Origin of the sequence: Phaeobacter gallaeciensis, from assembly GCF_001678945.1 — a bacterium.
GTDB classification, from domain to species: domain Bacteria; phylum Pseudomonadota; class Alphaproteobacteria; order Rhodobacterales; family Rhodobacteraceae; genus Phycobacter; species Phycobacter gallaeciensis_A.
Genome location: NZ_CP015124.1, coordinates 599,541 through 617,127 on the forward strand (window position 1 = coordinate 599,541; position 17,587 = coordinate 617,127).

General features: G+C 59.0%; 15 protein-coding genes, 1 tRNA gene and 3 pseudogenes. 6 read left to right on the forward strand and 13 right to left on the reverse strand.

Annotated elements, in window-relative coordinates; all coding sequences use genetic code 11:
- Positions 1–40 precede the first annotated feature (40 nt).
- Positions 41–463: a MarR family winged helix-turn-helix transcriptional regulator gene (locus tag JL2886_RS02810; RefSeq protein WP_065270629.1), complete on the forward strand. Its 423-nt coding sequence runs from the start codon at positions 41–43 to the stop codon at positions 461–463.
- Between the two features lie 211 nt (positions 464–674).
- On the opposite strand, the pseudogene JL2886_RS02815 reads toward JL2886_RS02810, so the two are convergent.
- Positions 675–1,594: pseudogene (locus JL2886_RS02815) on the reverse strand (DDE-type integrase/transposase/recombinase); the annotation flags it as partial.
- Between JL2886_RS02815 and JL2886_RS19120 the strand changes: the two are divergent.
- Positions 1,588–1,911 (forward strand): annotated as a pseudogene (locus JL2886_RS19120) (transposase); the annotation flags it as partial. The pseudogenes JL2886_RS02815 and JL2886_RS19120 overlap by 7 nt on opposite strands.
- A 33-nt stretch (positions 1,912–1,944) precedes the next feature.
- Here JL2886_RS19120 and JL2886_RS02825 read toward each other — a convergent pair.
- From JL2886_RS02825 to JL2886_RS02850, 6 genes are all read right to left on the reverse strand, one after another.
- Positions 1,945–2,021 (reverse strand) — tRNA-Arg (locus JL2886_RS02825).
- 35 nt (positions 2,022–2,056) lie between these two features.
- Positions 2,057–2,533, reverse strand: a complete 477-nt coding sequence (locus JL2886_RS02830; protein ID WP_065270631.1) for a GNAT family N-acetyltransferase — start codon at positions 2,531–2,533, stop codon at positions 2,057–2,059.
- 750 nt (positions 2,534–3,283) lie between these two features.
- Complete coding sequence (locus tag JL2886_RS02835) at positions 3,284–3,916, reverse strand: alpha/beta family hydrolase (protein ID WP_065270632.1); 633 nt, start codon at positions 3,914–3,916, stop codon at positions 3,284–3,286.
- 33 nt (positions 3,917–3,949) lie between these two features.
- Entirely contained in the window at positions 3,950–4,885 is a 936-nt protein-coding gene (locus tag JL2886_RS02840) for an MYG1 family protein (protein WP_065270633.1), read from the reverse strand.
- Positions 4,886–5,082: 197 nt separating this feature from the next.
- A complete protein-coding gene (locus JL2886_RS02845) occupies positions 5,083–5,394 on the reverse strand; it encodes an ETC complex I subunit (protein WP_065270634.1) in 312 nt (103 codons plus the stop codon).
- Positions 5,395–5,481: 87 nt separating this feature from the next.
- Positions 5,482–6,600 carry a PepSY-associated TM helix domain-containing protein gene (locus JL2886_RS02850; protein ID WP_082995980.1) on the reverse strand — a complete coding sequence of 373 codons (1,119 nt, stop codon included), beginning with the start codon at positions 6,598–6,600 and terminating at the stop codon, positions 5,482–5,484.
- Between the two features lie 168 nt (positions 6,601–6,768).
- Here JL2886_RS02850 and uvrB point away from each other — a divergent pair, with 168 nt between their 5' ends.
- On the forward strand, positions 6,769–8,961 hold the full coding sequence (gene uvrB / locus JL2886_RS02855) for an excinuclease ABC subunit UvrB (protein WP_065270636.1): 2,193 nt from the start codon (positions 6,769–6,771) through the stop codon (positions 8,959–8,961).
- Positions 8,962–9,077: 116 nt separating this feature from the next.
- A complete protein-coding gene (locus JL2886_RS02860) occupies positions 9,078–9,683 on the forward strand; it encodes a hypothetical protein (protein WP_065270637.1) in 606 nt (201 codons plus the stop codon).
- A 107-nt stretch (positions 9,684–9,790) separates the two neighbouring features.
- On the opposite strand, the gene JL2886_RS02865 is transcribed toward JL2886_RS02860, so the two are convergent.
- Positions 9,791–10,198: a universal stress protein gene (locus tag JL2886_RS02865; RefSeq protein WP_065270638.1), complete on the reverse strand. Its 408-nt coding sequence runs from the start codon at positions 10,196–10,198 to the stop codon at positions 9,791–9,793.
- 86 nt (positions 10,199–10,284) lie between these two features.
- Entirely contained in the window at positions 10,285–10,605 is a 321-nt protein-coding gene (locus JL2886_RS02870; protein WP_065270639.1) for an antibiotic biosynthesis monooxygenase family protein, read from the reverse strand.
- Between the two features lie 147 nt (positions 10,606–10,752).
- On the opposite strand from JL2886_RS02870, the gene JL2886_RS02875 reads away from it, so the two are divergent.
- Both JL2886_RS02875 and JL2886_RS02880 read left to right on the forward strand, forming a co-directional pair.
- Entirely contained in the window at positions 10,753–11,421 is a 669-nt protein-coding gene (locus JL2886_RS02875; protein ID WP_237028409.1) for a hypothetical protein, read from the forward strand.
- 23 nt (positions 11,422–11,444) lie between these two features.
- A complete protein-coding gene (locus tag JL2886_RS02880) occupies positions 11,445–11,930 on the forward strand; it encodes a HugZ family protein (protein ID WP_065270640.1) in 486 nt (161 codons plus the stop codon).
- 8 nt (positions 11,931–11,938) lie between these two features.
- Here JL2886_RS02880 and JL2886_RS02885 read toward each other — a convergent pair.
- From JL2886_RS02885 to JL2886_RS02900, 4 genes and pseudogenes are all read right to left on the reverse strand, one after another.
- A pseudogene (locus tag JL2886_RS02885) lies at positions 11,939–14,223 on the reverse strand (right-handed parallel beta-helix repeat-containing protein).
- Positions 14,224–14,340: 117 nt separating this feature from the next.
- A complete protein-coding gene (locus JL2886_RS02890) occupies positions 14,341–14,745 on the reverse strand; it encodes a DUF4864 domain-containing protein (RefSeq protein ID WP_065270641.1) in 405 nt (134 codons plus the stop codon).
- Between the two features lie 250 nt (positions 14,746–14,995).
- Positions 14,996–15,649, reverse strand: coding sequence for a TrmH family RNA methyltransferase (locus JL2886_RS02895; RefSeq protein WP_065270642.1), 654 nt, complete (start codon positions 15,647–15,649; stop codon positions 14,996–14,998).
- A gap of 273 nt (positions 15,650–15,922) precedes the next feature.
- The gene (locus JL2886_RS02900; RefSeq protein WP_065273500.1) at positions 15,923–17,503 is read right to left on the reverse strand and encodes a lysine--tRNA ligase; all 1,581 of its coding nucleotides are present in this window, start codon (positions 17,501–17,503) and stop codon (positions 15,923–15,925) included.
- Positions 17,504–17,587 lie beyond the last annotated feature (84 nt).

Consider the following 17,587-nt stretch of genomic DNA (forward strand, 5'->3'; position numbering starts at 1 on the left):
CAAGTCAATTAATTTCGAGTTCTGTGGAGAAGTGACCCCTATGGAAACGCGCGAAAACCCTATTCAGGACTATCTGTCGTATGCTTTGGCGGCGGCACATCGGAAAATGTCGGCATCCTTGAATGCCCGGCTTAAAAAACACGGCATTCAGATCGAAGCCTGGCGCATCCTTGAAACGCTGGAAACGGACCAACGGCTAACCATGGGGCAGCTGGCTGAAGTTGTGCTGATGAATCCCCCTACCCTGACCAAACTGGTGGACCGTCTGGTTTCGGATGGTCTTGTTCATCGTCAAGTCGCGCAGGCAGATCATCGACAGATCAACGTGCTGCCGACCGCGCTCGGAAAAAAGCGGATGCTGCAGGTTCGTGAGGAAGTGCAGGATCAAGACGCCGCACTCGAGTCCCTGATTGGCAAGGACGATGCGGGCAAGCTCATTGAACTCTTGCGTGGGATTGCGTGAAGATAACCCTATGAAGGCAAGCGGTGTATCTGCCCCGGAACTTGGAGTAGCCCCCTGAAAGTGGTCCACCAACTGGGATAGTTTTATCCCGCAAATTGGAGGATCAGCGATGGCTGGCAAACGAGAGAAGCCCGAAGTGTTCGTCGTCGGAGATTTTGGGCCATTTGGCAGCCTGAGCGAAGAGAGGGTCTGGCTCATCTGGTTGGTTTGATTATGCAGCGTATCTTCGGTGAAGCAAGCGCCGGGTTTCGATAGTCTTTCGTTTGATCCTTTCTCGTTATTTCAGGATGGTCTGGCCGCGCCCGAAGTAGACATCGGCCGGGGTGAAGTTTTGCAGGCTCTCGTGGTATTGTCGGCGGTTGTAATGCTCGACGAGGGCGTCGATCTTCTGCCTGAGATCGCCGGGCAGGAAGTAGTTCGCCAGCAGGATGCGGTTCTTCAGGGTCTGATGCCAGCGCTCGATCTTGCCCTGGGTTTGCGGGTGATATGAGGCACCGCGGACATGATCCATCTGCCGATCTTCCAGCCAATCGGCCAACTCGCCCGAGATGTAACCCGACCCGTTGTCACTGAGAAGGCGGGGCTTGTGCAGAACCTTCGCCTGATCACAACCCGATGCCTGCAGCGCCAGGTCGAGCGTGTCGGTCACATCGCCTGACTTCATCGTCGTGAAAAGTTTCCAGGCGATGTTGTAGCGGCTGTAATCATCGAGGATCGTGGACAGGTAGAACCAGCCCCAGCCGATGACCTTCAGGTAGGTGAAGTCGGTCTGCCAAAGCTGGTTCGGTCGGGTCGTCTTATCACGGAACTCGTCAGAGGCGGACAGAACCACATAGGTCGGGCTCTTGATCAGGTCGTAGGCCTTGAGGATGCGATAAACCGAAGCCTCTGACACAAAATATTTTCCGTGTCAGTGAATCGCACGGCCAACTCGCGCGGCGACAGATCGCGTTCCTGCAGGGCTAGGTCCTTGATCTTCTCGCACACCGGCTCAGGGATGCGGTTCCAGACCCGCGACGGCCTGGGACTGCGATCTTTCAGCGCCTCAGGGCCGCCCGACAAATACCGATCATACCAGCGGTAGAAGGTCGTTCTGGGGATGCCGAGCTTGTCCAGCGTTCGCCTGGACGGACCGGTTGCGCCGATCCGGCGTGCGTATCTCAATGGATGGCAAGGGGCGGTTCCTCGACAACATCTTCGTTGAACGGCTCTGGCGATCTCTGAAATACGAGTGTGTCTACCTGCATTCCTGGGAGACCGGGTCGGAAGCGAAAGCAGGTGTCGGCAAGTGGATCGAGTTCTACAACCGCAAGCGCCCACATTCCGCCCTTGGCGGCCAACCACCCGCTGTGATCTATTGGCAGCGAAATGAAACAACCCAAACCGATCAGCAGATGCATAGAGTATGCTTAATTTACGCCAGGTCCTGTCCAACAAATGGGGAGTAGCTCACTTATGCCTAATTGGCACATTCCAAAGAATGGCGATCCCTCGAGGACTCGAACCCCGAACCTGCTGATTAGAAGTCAGCTGCTCTATCCAGTTGAGCTAAGGGACCGCTGAGGACCAGTTACGACACCCGCAATGCAAGGGTCAAGGCGCGGCTTGCAGGTCCAGATGCATAAAGACGGACCAGGGGTCTTCACTGTAGTCCCCAAAGGGCGGACACTCCGAAAATCCGTAGCTTTCATAAAGCTTTCGCGCCGGGAGGAACTCTGGGGTAGAGCCGGTCTCCAGGTAAATGCCAGAGGCGTTTTCCTGACGGGCAAGTTTCAGGAGATGTTCCAGAATGGCCCTGCCCGCGCCACTGCCGCGGGCCTCAGAGAGCGTGTGCATCGATTTCAACTCACGGGTGTTATCCGCCAGCCGCTTCAGCGCGCCCATACCGATCGCCTGACCATCGCGGCGCAGCAGGAAGAACTGCACGTCCGGACCTTCAAGACCACTGCCGTCCAGCGCGTGACAGCTCTCTTCCGGTGATTGCGCGGCCATCTGATCCAGGTGGCGCCGGATCAGAATCGCCGCATCGGGATCCGAAGGACGGGCCGGTACAATCACGGTATCAGGCATTTTGGGCTCTGTAAGTCGGGGCAAAGTTGTTTCCACGTGGCAAAAATTCAACATGATTTCAAAGCCTTATTTTACGCCTTTCCTCCCTCGGAGCAAGGATGCCGCGAAAATAAGGGCAAGATCCCGCGAACACCCTGAAATAGAAAAAGAAAAGCCCGCCGAAGCGGGCTCCACCTCAAGATCTGCGGGGGTAGGTCAGGCTGCGTTTTTCGCGAAAACCAAGAGGACAACATCTACAAGGAGTAATTCAATCCCTTGCTTGCGGGGATGTCGGAATGCCGGGATGTTTCCGTTGAGAATTTCCGAAAACAGGTACCCAAATCGATCGCCCCCACGCTGGCAAGCATAAAAGATCGGATGCAGAAGCGCCTTCGCCGGACACCGGTGTTGCCGGCAAACCGGCGATTTTTGCCAGTAGCTGATCAAGGTGCGATCGACCAAAGAGGACGTGCTGAACCGAGCCGCGTTCCGTCCTTAGGGTCAGCGGGAGGACAATTCCTCCGAGAGAGAACTTCAATTTGCCCTTTCGTTGCGCCGAGATATTTTGGGAGATCGCAAAGGGGGATCGCGGTCTGGAACGCCTCAATCATCGAAACCGTAGTGACTGTGTCAAATACCATCTTCCCGCTTTCAGGTAGCTTACGACACGGGTAAAGGCTTCGAGCGGTCATACGCGCTGTCTCACACGCAGGGCCGGATTGGGCCGAAATTGGCGCCTGTATTTCTTCAGCCGAATATTGCCGAGGCCAATCAGAAGCAGGAATTTGCCCAAACCTTGACTTGCTCCGCGAGCTTAAGGAGTTGGCCCTCAAGCGTCTTTCCGGTCACCCGTTTACGGGGCTTCAGGTCGTGATCGCCGTCTTCCAGCCAGTGCAGGGTCACGGCATTGGACAGATCGTATTCCTGCACCTCTTCCCGTGTGCCGAATGGATCGCGGGTGCCTTGGCAGATGAGGGTTGGACAGGTGATCTCGGCAAGGTTCTCGCCACGTCGATTGCCGGGCTTCTTCGGCGGATGGAACGGGAAGCCGAGGCACAGCATGCCTTTGATCCGCCCCGCGTCATAAAGGTCCTGAGCGATCAGGCTGGCCACGCGGCCGCCCATACTTTTCCCACCAATGATCAGCGGACCATCGCAGCCAAGCGCGTCAATGGCGGCAAGAAATTCTGGCGCGTAGGTGTCGGCCTTTGCCGGTGGGCGCTTAGAGCCGCCAGTGCGACGGGCGGACATGTAGCTGAACTCGAAGCGGGCGACGCGGAAGCCTTGGGCGTCCAGCCCTTCGGCAACCGTATCCATCCAAGGGGTGTCCATCGCTGCGCCAGAACCATGGGCCAGAAGGATCGTGGTTCGCCCCGTTTCGTCTCCGTTCAGCAGGAAATCCATCGCGCCCTCCTACGAGATCAGGCTGCGGCAAGATCAGGCTGCGGCGCCTGTGCGCTTAGCCTCTTCGACGGCGAGTTCAGCCATCTTAAGTGCTGCCTCACGGCTGCTGGCAACCGCGATGAACCGTCCGTTGTGACAGAACTTTGCGCCTTTGACGCTGCTGGCTTCTTCCAATGCCTCGTCGGTCAGGCCGGCCCATGCGGCGGGCAGGTCGGCGCGTTGCTCAAAGCTGTCACCGCTGATGCGAATACCGCCGATGGACCAGTCATTGTCACGGGGGGCCACCACGAACAACAGATGGTCCGCCCCAGTCGCCTCAATGGCCGAGCGGAAGGGCATGCCCATGGGCAATTCCAGAATACGCGAGGGGCCAGCATCGTGGATTGCCTTGGTGACCATGGCTTCGGCACGACGCTTGGCGGCTTTCTTGTTGATCGACGCCTCGACAAACGCCCGCGCGATCGGCAGCGCCTCTGCGAAGGCTTTATCGTCCGCGTCCGCGCTGCGGTTGTCGAAGACGGGCTTCAGGCTTTCCAACAGGACCGAGAGGGTCAAAGGCGTCAGCGGACCTGCGACCGAAGGGTTCATCGCGCCGTTGTCGATCAGATCGATGGGCAGGACAAAGCTCTGCTCAAAGCTGGCGTGGATGTCTTCCAGATCGGCCTCGGGGATCCCCAAAGCGCGGAGATAGTCAAGGCCGTAATGCTTCCAGATCAGACCGAAGGAACTGTAGGGCTGTTCGTCCTCACGCAGGGGATTGGGGCGCTGGTGGTGATCAAAGATGCCCGCCTCAGCGTCATACTCGCGGCCCACATCATAGATGATCTTGCCCTCACCGGGGGTGATCCACGCGGCGTCACGGGTGCGCACCACCTCCGCCTGCGGGAACAGGCGGGTCAGGATGACCGAGGAAAGAAGTTCGTCCGCGTGGAAACCGCCATTGTGGGTGACGAGGTGGGAAATGATCATGATGGGCACTCTGGCAGATCTGGAAATACAACGGGCGACCGGTTGGGTCGCCCTGAGGAAATCGCGTTCGGGGGAATCTCGGCGGCGATGCGACGAGCATCAACATACTGTGCGCCGCGCTCACCAAAATCTAAATCTGGGACTCCGCGAAATCTTTGCACCGATTCCGCGACAACCTTGCCCCGATTTACACAGGTTCAGTGGGTCCAAGGACCGCGCCGGTTGGTGGCGAAGTTATCGCCATAGCCGCCGGGGCGGATGTTGGTCTTGCGGGTCTTCGGTTCGACCACCTCGGCGGTGATGCCATGATCCTTGGCGTATTCCAGCGCCTCTTCCTTGCTGTCAAAGCGCAGACGGACCTGGCTTTGGGTATCGGCAGAGGAGGTCCAGCCCATCAGAGGATCAACCTCGCGGGCGCTTGCGGGTGCAAACTCCAGAACCCATTTCCGCGTCTTGGCCATGCCCGAGGTCATGGCGTTTCTCGCTGGCCGGTAAATACGCGCTTGCATTGCAGTCTCCTACTCATCCGATGCTGCCTATATGCGATGATCTGCGCGCTGCGGCAAGATCGATTTACCCTTAGTATTGCGACAATGCTAACCCGGTTGCCTGCTGCGCCTGCGCCGCAACAGCGGCTGGATCAGGCGGCGATAGCTGAGCGCCGCGCCGGTATAGGTCATCACCAGGGCAAATGCGGCCGCCAATCCCGCCAAAGTCTGCCCCAATAAGCCAAAAATCTCTCCGGTGTGCAGGAACCGCAGGAAGACCCGTGCCTGCTGGCCCGCACTGCGGTCAGAGAAGTCACTGCGCTCCAATACCGCCCCGTCCCGGGCATCCATGGTCAGCGTCACCTGTTTTGTCGGCTGGCGGCCGGTGCCGCTGTCAACGGTGATACGGATTTTTTCTGCAACCGGCAGCGCAACCTCCATCCGTCGCCAGTCCGGAATGGCAGCGCTGGCCTGCAACAGCGCCAGGTCGAGACCTGAGATCTCAGCCACGGCGTTCGACGCGCCCTGCCCTGCCCGCCGACGCAGCGCCGCCGGCTCTTCACCATAAAGGCGGAACACAAGATCGCTGGCCCAGGGGTAAGAGATCACCACGCCTGACACCACAATCGCCAGCAGGGGCACAAGCGCCCAGAAGCCGAAGACATGGTGCCAGTTGTAATCGCGGGCCTTGCTGCTAGGCAGGCCTTTGCGAAACCACAGGTTCATGCGGACCATCCGCCATTTCCACGCCCGGGGCCACCAAAGGTAGAGGCCGCTGGCCAGAAGGAACAGAAAGCCAAGGTTCGCGGCCCCTGTCACCGCCCTGCCCAGACCGCGCCCATCGCCAGAGAGCGCAAACCAACGGTGCACATGTTCAACCGTGGAAAAGAATGCAGCGACTCCCGCACCCTGTTCCGGCAGCAAATCGCCGGTGAATGGATCAAGAAACAGCGTGGAATTTCGCCCGACCTGCACGGCCACGGGGGCATCCGGATCTTTTGCAAAACGAAGCGCTGTCGCCCGCCCCCCTGTTTCAATCGCGGCGATGCCTGCCAGTTCATCCGCAGACAGCCTCTTTGCGCCCACTTCGGACACCGCGGGTGTCTGCGCCCAACGGGTGATCTGCGCCTCATAGGTCAGCAACAGCCCCGTCAGTGACAGCATCAGCACCACAAGGGCAACCATCAGGCCGACCGTCAAATGACTCCAGAAAATAAGCTTCCGCATGGTTTTGCCCCCGGATCGTTTTACGCCACTCTTTCTGCAACGCAGCAGGCCGCAATCTCCGTCGCAGTGCCGTGCAATTTTTCGGGAACTTGCCCAGGACTTGCCCCTGCCCCCTTGATCTGGAACAAAAAGAGATCAAGTGTATGGCCGCCAGACTGAGGAGCGCCAATGCCCTACGCCCATTCCGACAAATCGCTGCCGATGATGACCGAACGCGAGGCCGTCCAGCGCCCCAAGCTGGAAGGCGGCAAGAGCTTTGTGATGAACACGGAGTTCAGCCCGGCCGGGGATCAGCCCACCGCAATTGCGGAGCTGAGCGCCGGCGTCAACGAAGGTGAGCGCAATCAGGTGCTCTTGGGTGCCACTGGTACGGGCAAGACCTTCACCATGGCAAAGGTGATCGAGGAAACCCAGCGCCCGGCCATCATTCTGGCCCCGAACAAAACGCTGGCCGCGCAATTGTACGGCGAATTCAAAGGCTTCTTCCCGGAGAACTCGGTCGAGTATTTCGTATCCTTCTACGACTACTACCAGCCCGAAGCCTATGTGCCGCGCAGCGACACCTATATCGAGAAGGAAAGCCAGATCAACGAACAGATCGACCGGATGCGCCACTCCGCCACCCGGGCGCTTCTGGAACGCGATGACGTGATCATCATCGCCTCGGTCTCCTGTATCTACGGTATCGGCAGCGTCGAGACCTATTCGGCGATGACCCAGGATCTGAAGGTGGGCGAGATGTACGACCAGCGGCAGGTGATGGCCGATCTGGTGGCTCAGCAGTACAAGCGCAACGATCAGGCGTTCCAGCGCGGCTCCTTCCGGGTGCGCGGCGATACGCTGGAGATCTTCCCCGCCCACCTTGAGGACCGCGCCTGGAAACTGTCGTTCTTTGGCGAAGAACTGGAGGCGATCACCGAATTCGATCCGCTGACCGGGGAGCGCACCGGCAGCTTCGAACAGATCCGGGTTTATGCGAACTCTCACTATGTGACGCCGAAACCAACGCTGAACCAGGCGGTTATCGAGATCAAGAAAGAGCTGCGGATGCGGCTGGATCAGCTGGTCGGCGATGGAAAACTGCTGGAGGCGCAGCGGCTGGAGCAACGCACCAATTTCGACATTGAAATGCTGGAAGCGACGGGCCATTGCAACGGGATCGAGAATTACTCGCGCTATCTGACGGGCCGCGCTCCCGGCGAGCCGCCCCCTACCCTGTTTGAATTTATCCCTGACAACGCGATTGTCTTTGCTGATGAAAGCCACGTCTCCGTGCCGCAGATCGGCGCCATGTACAAGGGCGACCACCGGCGCAAGTTCACCCTGGCCGAACACGGCTTCCGGCTGCCTTCCTGCATGGACAACCGCCCGCTGAAGTTTGAGGAATGGGATGCAATGCGGCCGCAGTCGGTCTTTGTCTCGGCCACCCCCGCCGCGTGGGAACTGGAACAGGCTGGCGGCGTTTTTGCCGAACAGGTGATCCGACCCACGGGTCTGTTGGACCCAATGGTCGAAATCCGCCCCGTCGACATGCAGGTGGACGACCTGCTGGACGAGATCCGTAAGGTCTCTGCCGATGGCTTCCGTACGCTTTGTACCGTGCTGACCAAACGCATGGCCGAGGATCTGACCGAATACCTGCACGAGCAGGGTATCAAGGTGCGCTACATGCACAGCGACATCGACACGCTGGAGCGGATCGAAATCCTGCGCGACCTACGGCTTGGCGCCTTTGATGTTCTGGTGGGGATCAACCTCTTGCGGGAGGGCCTTGATATTCCCGAATGCGGGCTGGTGGCCATCCTGGATGCCGATAAGGAAGGCTTCCTGCGTTCTGAAACCTCGCTGATCCAGACCATCGGTCGCGCGGCGCGGAACGCCGATGGCCGTGTCATCATGTATGCCGACCGGATCACCGGCTCGATGGAGCGGGCCATCGGAGAAACCGACCGCCGCCGGGCCAAGCAGATCGCCTATAACGAGGAACACGGCATCACGCCGGAAACCGTCAAGAAGAACGTCGAAGACGTCATGGCGGGTCTCTACCAGGGCGATGTGGACATGAACCGCGTCACCGCCAATATCGACAAGCCGATGCATGGCGCCAATCTCGAAGCCCACCTCAACGGGCTGCGGGAGCAGATGCGCAAGGCCGCCGAGAACCTCGAGTTCGAGGAAGCCGCCCGCCTGCGGGACGAGGTCAAACGGCTGGAGGCCGTGGATCTGGCGGTCTCAGACGATCCGCTGGCCCGCCAGTCCGCCGTCGATGCGGCTGCTGAGGCTGCGGTGAAAACCCGTGGCAGGTCCACGGCGGGCAAGCCAGGACAACGCGGCGGCAATGTGAAACGAAAATGGAAGTGATCTGAGCCTGTTCAGATCCTGTGCAGGGGATTGCAAGACGCCTCCTGCCCCGGTTTGCCTCCTTGCCTGATCATCATTCTGTGCTAGCCTGACATTGGTACACAGGAGTTTTGTTTATGAGTATTTTTCGCGTTGCCATCCTTGGCCTGTTTGTGATCTCCGCAGGAGCACTTCACGCTGGCGGCGATGCAGGTTACGGAGGCAGCGGGTCCTCTGTCGGCCTGTCCGCCGCAACAAGCAAAAGCGTCGCCAATACCCTATCGCGGGGCTTCAGCCGCTGCGAAAATGTCGAATGGGTCTACCGCTACGATTGCTACCGGCTGGTTTACAAACGGTCTGGCGACAAACTGCTCGGCAACACGGCCTATTCCGAAGCGCAGAAGGCGCTGGACCTTGTCGAGAACACCCTTAGCGCTGCGATTGCCAAGAACCGCGATCCGGGTACGAAACCCAAACGTCGTGGGTTTGAGGTATACACTCCGGTCAAACCCTCTGCCCTGCCGAGGATGAAACAACAGACGCGGAAGGCGATCCAGCAAGCCGAAACCATCCTGCTGCGGGCGCCAGAGGAAAAACAGGTCTATTATTCCCGCATTGCCGATGCGCTGAATTCCAACAAGGCGCTGCTCCGCTCCGCTCTGTTGAAGGGCGTACAGCCGGGCAGCACAGCCGTGCGGCTGGCCGCCGTGGCTTTGCACCGTTTGGTCGGGCTGGCTGGATGATCAGACCTGTCGGTCCGGTTAGGCATCGGATCAAAACAGATCGGAGGCACGATACACGCGCCCCCGTTCTCGCTTCTGAAAGTTCAGGAATACCGTTTCAGATCACCTCAGCGTACCACATGCACGGCGCAACCGGCGTGCCGCACCACCTGCGCTGCGGTCGAGCCCAAGAGCAGATCCTGCATGCCCGGACGGTGTGACGCGATGATGATCAGATCGGGGTTGTTCTGCTCGGCCCAATCGAGGATCGACCGCCCCGAATGCCCTTCAATGACCAGACCCTTGGCATTGGGAAGGGTGTCCGCCAGTGCGGACAGCTCGCTTTCCAGCGCGGCGCGGGCCTCGGCCATGTAATCGGCCGGCATATAGGTGATCGCGTAGGACGGGATCTGTTCCACCACATGCAGCAGGGTGATCTTCGCCTCAGGCGTCGCCAAGAGGCGCGCCAGTTTCAAAGGCGCGGATACATCGCGGTCAGGGTCAAAGGAAATCGGTACAAGAATATTGTGATACATTGGGTCCTCCAGTCATTCGGGCTTGGGGACAACATGCCCGGCGCGTGCCCCCAAGGCCTTGATCCATATCAGTCTATTTGCAGATCTCAGTCAAAGGTGGCGGCAACTTCGTACATCACCGGTTCGAAACTGCGGCACAGGGCGCTGATCTGGCGGTTGCGTTCACGCATTTCCTCCGAGCGCAGCATCGCCATGAAATCCTCGCGCCGTTTCCACTGGGAATAGTTTGCGATCCGGGTTTGCGCATCATTCACATGCAGCCCCGCCGCAATGAACCCTGGCTGCCGGGAAATGAAATTGTCATAGGCGTCTGTCAGCGCATCCAGCAGATCCTGACAGGTTCCCGGTGTCATTTCAAAAGTGGTGATGACCGTCTGAATATCGGCCGTTTTGGAAATTGTCGGCATCGTTTCCTCCCGTGATTGGCCCTGAACACCTCCACCCTACGACGATTTTGCCGCAAACAAGACTGTTTTCCGCGTGCAACTTGAGTTTGCGGCAAAAACATCCAAAGGTAGTTTTCAAGTCAGCAAAGCAACCCAAGGGAGTTTCAATTGCGGATCTGGATCCTCTCCGGCCTGTTCAGCCTGCTTCTGGCGCCGCCCGCGCTGGCTGGGGCCTGGCTGCGTCAGACAGGCCAGGGTTTTGTTGCCGCCAGCGCCACCCTGCGGCAGACCGAGGATGGCACTCTGCGCCATGAGCTGGGGTATTTCGGGGAATACGGCTGGTCGCCGCGGCTGACCCTTGGGGTGGATCTGAACCAGAACGACCAGCAAACGGGCCACGCCCTGCTGTTTGCCCGGATCCCGCTGACCACCGGGGAAACCCGGCCCCGGCTGGCGCTGACAGTCGCGGGTGGCGGCAGTCACCAGCGTGGCTATTGGAGTCCCATGTCCCGCGCCACCCTGTCCTTCGGGCATGATTTCACGACCGCCCGCGCCAGCGGCTGGATCTCGCTGGATGCCAGTTACGAATACCGGGCCAGCCTCCCCGATCCGATCTGGAAACTTGATGCCACCTTTGGCCTCAACACCCGATCGGCCCTGTCGCCAATGCTGCAGATCGAAACCTCCCGCAGCGTCGGGGCGCCATTGAGCTATGCCATCACCCCAAGTCTGCGCTACCGGACGGCACCCGGTCAGGAACTGGTTGTGGGGCTGGAGCACAAACAGGCCAACAGGCAGAGCCTTGGCCTGAAAATATCCCTGTGGCATAGGTTCTGAAACAGGCTCAGGACAACAATCCGATGACAGATCCAATCCGCCCCACCGATGACGAGGCGCGTAGCCTTGCCCGGTCACTGATGGAGAACGCACGTTTCGCCGCCCTGGGTGTCATTACCGAGGATGGCACACCGCTGGTCACGCGTGTGGCCTTTGGCCTGTCGCCAGAAGGGCATCCGATCAGCCTGATCTCGACCCTCTCCTCCCATACGCGTGCTTTGCAGAACAACGCGGCCTGTTCCTTTCTCGTCGGGGAGCCGGGTGACAAGGGTGATCCCCTGACGCATCCCCGGCTCAGCCTGCAGGGCCATGCGCAGTTCATCCCCAATACCGGCGAAGAACACGCCCGCCTGGCCGCGCATTACCTGCAGGACCACCCCAAGGCGAAGCTCTACATCGGGTTTGGCGATTTTGCCTTTGTCCGGCTGGACGTGACAGCAGGACATCTGAACGGCGGCTTTGGCAAGGCCTTTGTTCTGACCCCAGAAGATCTGACGCCCCCCGCCTGAGTGGCGCGCTAGCGGTCCACCCGCACGATCACCTGCACCTCTCCTTTGACCGCGTCCTGCCAGTTCAGCTTGACCCGGTCCTTACCGCTACCCTGCTCGACCTCGGCATAGGGCATGGCATATCGTTTGCTGCCACCAGACGTGCTGATCGGCCCCAGAGCGGTAATCGCATCCACCTTGCGCGCGTGGCCTTCAAACGGCAGCTGCCCATCCGTGTCGATGGTCCAGGTCGTGGCGGCGCTGCCTTGGGTGTATTCCAGCCGCAGAGGACTGGCGGCGGGAGAGGTGATCCCGTGAAAGGTATTGCCTTCGAAAAAGACCATCTTGCTGCGGCTGAAATCCAGCCCGGAGAAACTGGTATCCACCCGTTCAGCCCGGTCTATGAAACCATTGATCGACCGGAACTTGTTGCCCGAGACCGTGACACCGTTCAAGAAATGCCCGGTGCCATAGGGTTTGACAACGATATAGCTGAACCAGGGCGCGACCTCACCAGACAGAAACACATTGTCAGTGATCGACAGGGCGCTGAAGGAAAAGCCTGAACTGAAATCCGGCGTCGGGTCCTGTTCGTTCGTCCATTCGACAAAACAATTGTCGATGTAATTGTCGGACACGGTCGTCGAACAATAGGTATTCGTCAGTACCAGCCCGGCGGTGCGCACGCCATTGGCGATACTGTCACCCTGAAAGAAATGGTTTCCGGTGACCGTATTATTCGCCCCGGCCAACAGCGCAAAATGGCGGAATTTGCTGGCACGGTTGTTGCGCAGCTTGGCATCATTGGCGTTGACGTTGATGGCCACGCTGCTCCGATCCGGCACATCAAGCGGCTCTTCGGCGGACAGAAACTGGCAATTGTCGACCAGAATGCCCTGACAGCCCGACCCGATCGAGGTGATCCCGCGATCCTTGGGCCTGGAGATGAAGCAATGATCGAGGCTGAAGACGGTGCCCGCCGACGGCAGGCGCAGGGCGCTGCAATGGGAATTGCACTGCACCTCGACCTCGGTCATGCCAAATTTGCTGAGTTGGCTGAAGCCGGAGAAATCCAGCAGATACTTGAAGTCCTTGAAGGTGAAATTCTGCGTGCCCACCGCGTCATAAAGCGGCGCGTTCAGCGTCAGCTCGCCCGCGCCAGTGTTTTTGGCCCGCACGTAGATTTCGCGCCCCACCCGCTGCCTTCGACCAACGCGCCAATGGGGATATTGGCGATATTGGCCACGTTGCGCAGCTTGCGCGGATCGCTGCTGTCGTAGGTCGCCTGAGAGCTCACGGTTTCGGTATCCCAGGCCGCGCCGCCCACGGCGGAAAACTGACCGTTGCGGATCACCCGACGGGTGGCATAAGAGCTGCGGTTCGGCACCGCCGCCTGCATGTCGATCGGTTTAGTCACGGTGATCATGCGCCCCCGCAGATCCAACGATTCATGATCCACGTTGTTGAGCAGCGCCTGAAATGCCTTCTTGAAGGCAAGCTCTTCGTCACCAAAGGCAGCGGCATAGGCGGGAAAATTGAAATTGCGCCGCATGAGCAGCATCTTGTCTGTCGGCATGGAGAGCGTGCCTTCGAACACCATCTCATTGTCCATCGACACCGTTTCGGCCAGATAGAATTCCCCTTCCGGCACCAGAACCCGGCGCCCGTCGGCGGCAGCATCGGCGGCTTCAAAGGCGGCTGTGTTGTCCTGAACCCCGTCCCCGATGGCACTAAAATCCGTCACATCCACAAGGCTGATGATATCACGCAGAAAGGCGCTTGTGATATCGGTGATCTCGATATCGTCGATCCGCACAACGCCGCCATTGGGGCCAATCAGGTCCAGTCCGAAATGCCCGTGGTCGGCGGCAAGCCCCCAGGGCATATCCACCCCACTGCGACTGCCGGTCCCGACGATGGCCGTGACTTCCACCACCTGCCCGTAGGACGCCAGCGTCCTGCTGATGCCGGTTTCGATCACCCCGGACAGGTGGCTGTTGTTGGCCTGCCCAGCCCAGCCTGCCACCCGCACGGTCGGAAGCGCGCCGCTGATCGCCTTGATGCGGGCGCGGACCTGCAGATAGCACCCCGGCAAGATCGGCGTCTTTCCCATGAAACGCAGCTTTTGCGTGCTGTCGAGCTTTTGCAGCTCAAGGCAGCCGCCAAAATCCGCATCCGCCGCCACATAGACCGCATTCGCCACACCATCATAGGTATCCGAGCCTGGCGTCCCATCGCCACTGGACCACTGATCCAGCCCTTCCTCGAAGGGTGAAGGCGCCAGTTGCAGCCCATCGGTAATCACCTTGTTCATGGGAAACCCTTTCCTATGCCACGACGCGCCAGCAGCGCAGATCGGAAAGGGTTTAGAATGTCCGGCTTAATCCCGCGTCAGACAGGCGCGCGCCGCTCCTGCACTGGTCACATGCCTTCAGGCATTGCCTTGTGGCACTTTCAGGATTTGCACGGCGTTGATTTTCCAGTCGCCGCCGCCCCCGACAACCTGATAATCCAGCAGGTGCAGCCGCCCGTCCTGATCTGTGATCAGCACCCGTTGCCAGAGGTTACCGGCGACCTCTCGCAGCTCCAGATAGCGGACCTGGTTTGGGCGCAGAACCATGGGATAGCCGCGCTCGACCATCTGACCAAAGCGTTCGGGCGTGCCAAACAGGCTGCGGATGCGGGGGGAGGCAAAACCGAAAGCCCGCGTGATATCATCATCGCGAAACGCCTCGATCTGGGCCCCGATCACGCCAGTGATCCGGTCCCTGTCCTCTGCCCCCGCAGGCAGCGCCAGAAGCACCAGCGAAAACACAAAACTTGCAAACCTGAACATTGGCGACCTCCGACGATACCTAGATTTTTGAGCTAGGTCAGGAATGCGGCAGGTCAAAAATTAGATGACAAGGGCGTAGCTTGCGGGCCGTCAAGAAAAAGGGCGCCGCATTGGGCGCCCTGTGCAGTTCGCGGCGCGCGTAGGTGGCGCTGGAACTCGGACCTCAATGAGCACTTAGAGGCCGGAGTGTCGGGTGCTGCTGTCTGCACGATTGGCAGCTTTTCTGCTGCGTCCGGTCAAACGGATGCCGTTATTCTTGCTCACGCGGTATAACGGTTGGAAGCGGTCTCGTTCGCTTGCCCTTATGCCGAGCGCGTCTGTATTGGCTTTGATACTCACGTCGCTGTTTAGTCACCTCGTAGAGAACGATTCCCGAACATGTGCCAAGGTTCAGGCTTTCGATCATGCCGAACATGGGTACTGCGACGCACATTTCGCTACGGCTGACTGCAGTTTCACTAATCCCGCGTTTTTCGTTCCCGAACCAAACAGCAAGTTTCGTGTGTTTGGTGAAGTCACCATCATGGAGGTAGACGTTAGATTTCCCCTTAACATGCGGAGACGTAACCACGGACACAAAGCCCTTGTGTTCGAGATGGTCCATGCACTCTTCGGTGCTGTCGAACCGTTTAACGAATGTCCATTTCACCGCAGACACGGAAGTTGACGACAAGGATTTTCTTTCCCGCATAGCCTGCCAATCGTTTGGCAGCGCTTTGCGTGGGTCAACAACGTAGGCCTTTTCTACACCGAGCGCGTTGACGTTTCGGATGACCGTTCCGATATTCTTGATGTCCACGGGATCTTCGATCACCGCAATCAAGTTCTTGCATCGAAAATCTTTGATTTCATCGGCTCGTTTTCGGACCGACGTCTTTTGTTTCTTTGGGGCTTCATTTTCCATATCTGCACTATACGCCGCGTAGACTGGTGAACAAGTTGGTAGGGTCCAACGAAACGATCCTTACCCCCTAAAAGCGAACGTTCGAGCTATCCCCGTGAAATGGCGCTTCGTCCATCACAGCCGACCTCAAGAGCAAGGGACACCCGAATATTGTGTCGCGCGCCTTTGTGGAATACGGCGTCATACCCACAACGCGGTTGCACCAACGCTGCACCATGAACAGCAAAGGGCGCCGCATTGGGCGCCCTTCTCATCCTTGGCTTGCGGTGACCTTCAGACCAGCTCGCCAGCCAGCGCCTTGTCGATCAGGGCAACGGTCTCTTCTACGCCGTAAAGGGCTACGAAGCCGCCAAAGCGCGGACCCTGGCTGGCGCCCAGCAGAACCTCATAAAGCGCCTTGAACCAGTCGCGCATGTTCTCCTTGCCGAAATGCTCGCGACCCACCTCAAAGACGATGCCTTGCAGCGCTTCGCCCGTGGTCTCTCCGTCCCAGGATGCCAGTTTGCCGCGGAATTCCTCCAGCGCGGCACGCTCGGCGTCGCTCGGCGCGCGGAACACTTTTTGCGGCTCGACGAAGTCTTCGTAGTATTTAACGGCAAAGCCCGCCGCCGCATCCAGATCGGGGTGGGTCTGCGGTGTCGCATCGGGCGCATAGCGGCGGATAAAGCCCCAGAGCGTTTCCTTGTCATGTGCCGACGCCACCGAGGCCAGATTCAGCAGCATCGAGAAAGGCACCACCATTTTGGATTCCGGCACGTCGCCGCCGTGGATGTGCCAGACCGGGTTGTTGAGCTGCCCCTTGAGATCCTGACCGTGGTAGGCCCGCAGCTGCTGATGGTATTCATCCATCGCCTTGGGGATCACATCGAAATGCATCCGCTTGGCCGTTTTCGGCTTTTGATACATGAAATAGGCAAGGCTCTCGGAAGAGGCATAGGTCAGCCATTCGTCGATCGACACGCCATTGCCCGAGGTCTTGGAGATCTTCTGGCCGTTCTCATCGAGGAACAGCTCATAAGTAAAATGTTCAGGCGCGCGCCAGCCCAGGATCCGGCAGATCTTGTCATAGATCGGCGTGTTGGTGCTGTGGTCCTTGCCGTACATTTCGAAATCGACTTCCAGCGCCGCCCAGCGCGCGCCGAAATCCGGTTTCCACTGCAGTTTCACGTTGCCGCCCGTGACCGGCAGGGTCCATTCCTTGCCGTCCTCATCGTCAAAGGTGATGCTGTGGTTTTCCGCATCCACCTTTTTCATCGGTACGTACAGAACGCGGCCAGTTTCCGGGTGGATCGGCAGGAAGATCGAATAGGTCTGGCGCCGTTCCTCGCGCAGGGATTTCAGCATGACCTCCATGATCTCGTCATAGCGTTCGCAGGCGCGCTTCAGGATCTCGTCAAACTGGCCCGAGCCATAGAATTCGGTCGCCGAGTAGAATTCATACTCGAACCCAAAGGTATCCAGGAACCGGCGCAGCATGGCGTTGTTGTGGTGGCCAAAGCTGTCGTGGGTGCCAAAAGGATCGGGAACCGAGGTCAGCGGCTTTTGCAGGTGGTCGTGCAGGCTTTCGGCATTCGGGACATTGCCCGGCACCTTACGCATGCCGTCCAGATCGTCGGAAAAGCAGATCAGCTTGGTCGGGATATCGGAAATCACCTCGAAGGCGCGCTTGATCATCGTGGTGCGCGCGACCTCGCCAAAGGTGCCGATATGAGGCAGACCCGAGGGGCCATAGCCGGTTTCAAACAGCACATAGCCCTTTTCCGGCGCGCCCTTGGCATAACGTTTGAGAATGCGGCGTGCTTCTTCAAACGGCCAGGCTTTGCTCGTCAGAGCGGTTTCGCGCAGTTCAGACATGTTGTTCTCCATCGGGGCCGCCAATCGGCCTATATCCGCTTTACCGGTATGCGTCTTGCATCCGGCCTCCTCCTCTATTGTGCC

Excerpts from the sequence above, each read along its gene's own strand:
- JL2886_RS02810 (WP_065270629.1), top strand. The coding sequence starts at position 41 with ATGGAAACGCGCGAAAACCCTATTCAGGACTATCTGTCGTATGCTTTG.
- JL2886_RS02870 (WP_065270639.1), bottom strand. The coding sequence starts at position 10,605 with ATGCCGACAATTTCCAAAACGGCCGATATTCAGACGGTCATCACCACT.
- JL2886_RS02840 (WP_065270633.1), bottom strand. The coding sequence starts at position 4,885 with ATGATCATTTCCCACCTCGTCACCCACAATGGCGGTTTCCACGCGGAC.
- JL2886_RS02895 (WP_065270642.1), bottom strand. The coding sequence starts at position 15,649 with ATGGAAAATGAAGCCCCAAAGAAACAAAAGACGTCGGTCCGAAAACGA.
- uvrB (WP_065270636.1), top strand. The coding sequence starts at position 6,769 with ATGCCCTACGCCCATTCCGACAAATCGCTGCCGATGATGACCGAACGC.
- JL2886_RS02830 (WP_065270631.1), bottom strand. The coding sequence starts at position 2,533 with ATGCCTGATACCGTGATTGTACCGGCCCGTCCTTCGGATCCCGATGCG.
- JL2886_RS02865 (WP_065270638.1), bottom strand. The coding sequence starts at position 10,198 with ATGTATCACAATATTCTTGTACCGATTTCCTTTGACCCTGACCGCGAT.
- JL2886_RS02900 (WP_065273500.1), bottom strand. The coding sequence starts at position 17,503 with ATGTCTGAACTGCGCGAAACCGCTCTGACGAGCAAAGCCTGGCCGTTT.
- JL2886_RS02850 (WP_082995980.1), bottom strand. The coding sequence starts at position 6,600 with ATGCGGAAGCTTATTTTCTGGAGTCATTTGACGGTCGGCCTGATGGTT.
- JL2886_RS02845 (WP_065270634.1), bottom strand. The coding sequence starts at position 5,394 with ATGCAAGCGCGTATTTACCGGCCAGCGAGAAACGCCATGACCTCGGGC.
- JL2886_RS02880 (WP_065270640.1), top strand. The coding sequence starts at position 11,445 with ATGACAGATCCAATCCGCCCCACCGATGACGAGGCGCGTAGCCTTGCC.
- JL2886_RS02860 (WP_065270637.1), top strand. The coding sequence starts at position 9,078 with ATGAGTATTTTTCGCGTTGCCATCCTTGGCCTGTTTGTGATCTCCGCA.
- JL2886_RS02890 (WP_065270641.1), bottom strand. The coding sequence starts at position 14,745 with ATGTTCAGGTTTGCAAGTTTTGTGTTTTCGCTGGTGCTTCTGGCGCTG.
- JL2886_RS02835 (WP_065270632.1), bottom strand. The coding sequence starts at position 3,916 with ATGGATTTCCTGCTGAACGGAGACGAAACGGGGCGAACCACGATCCTT.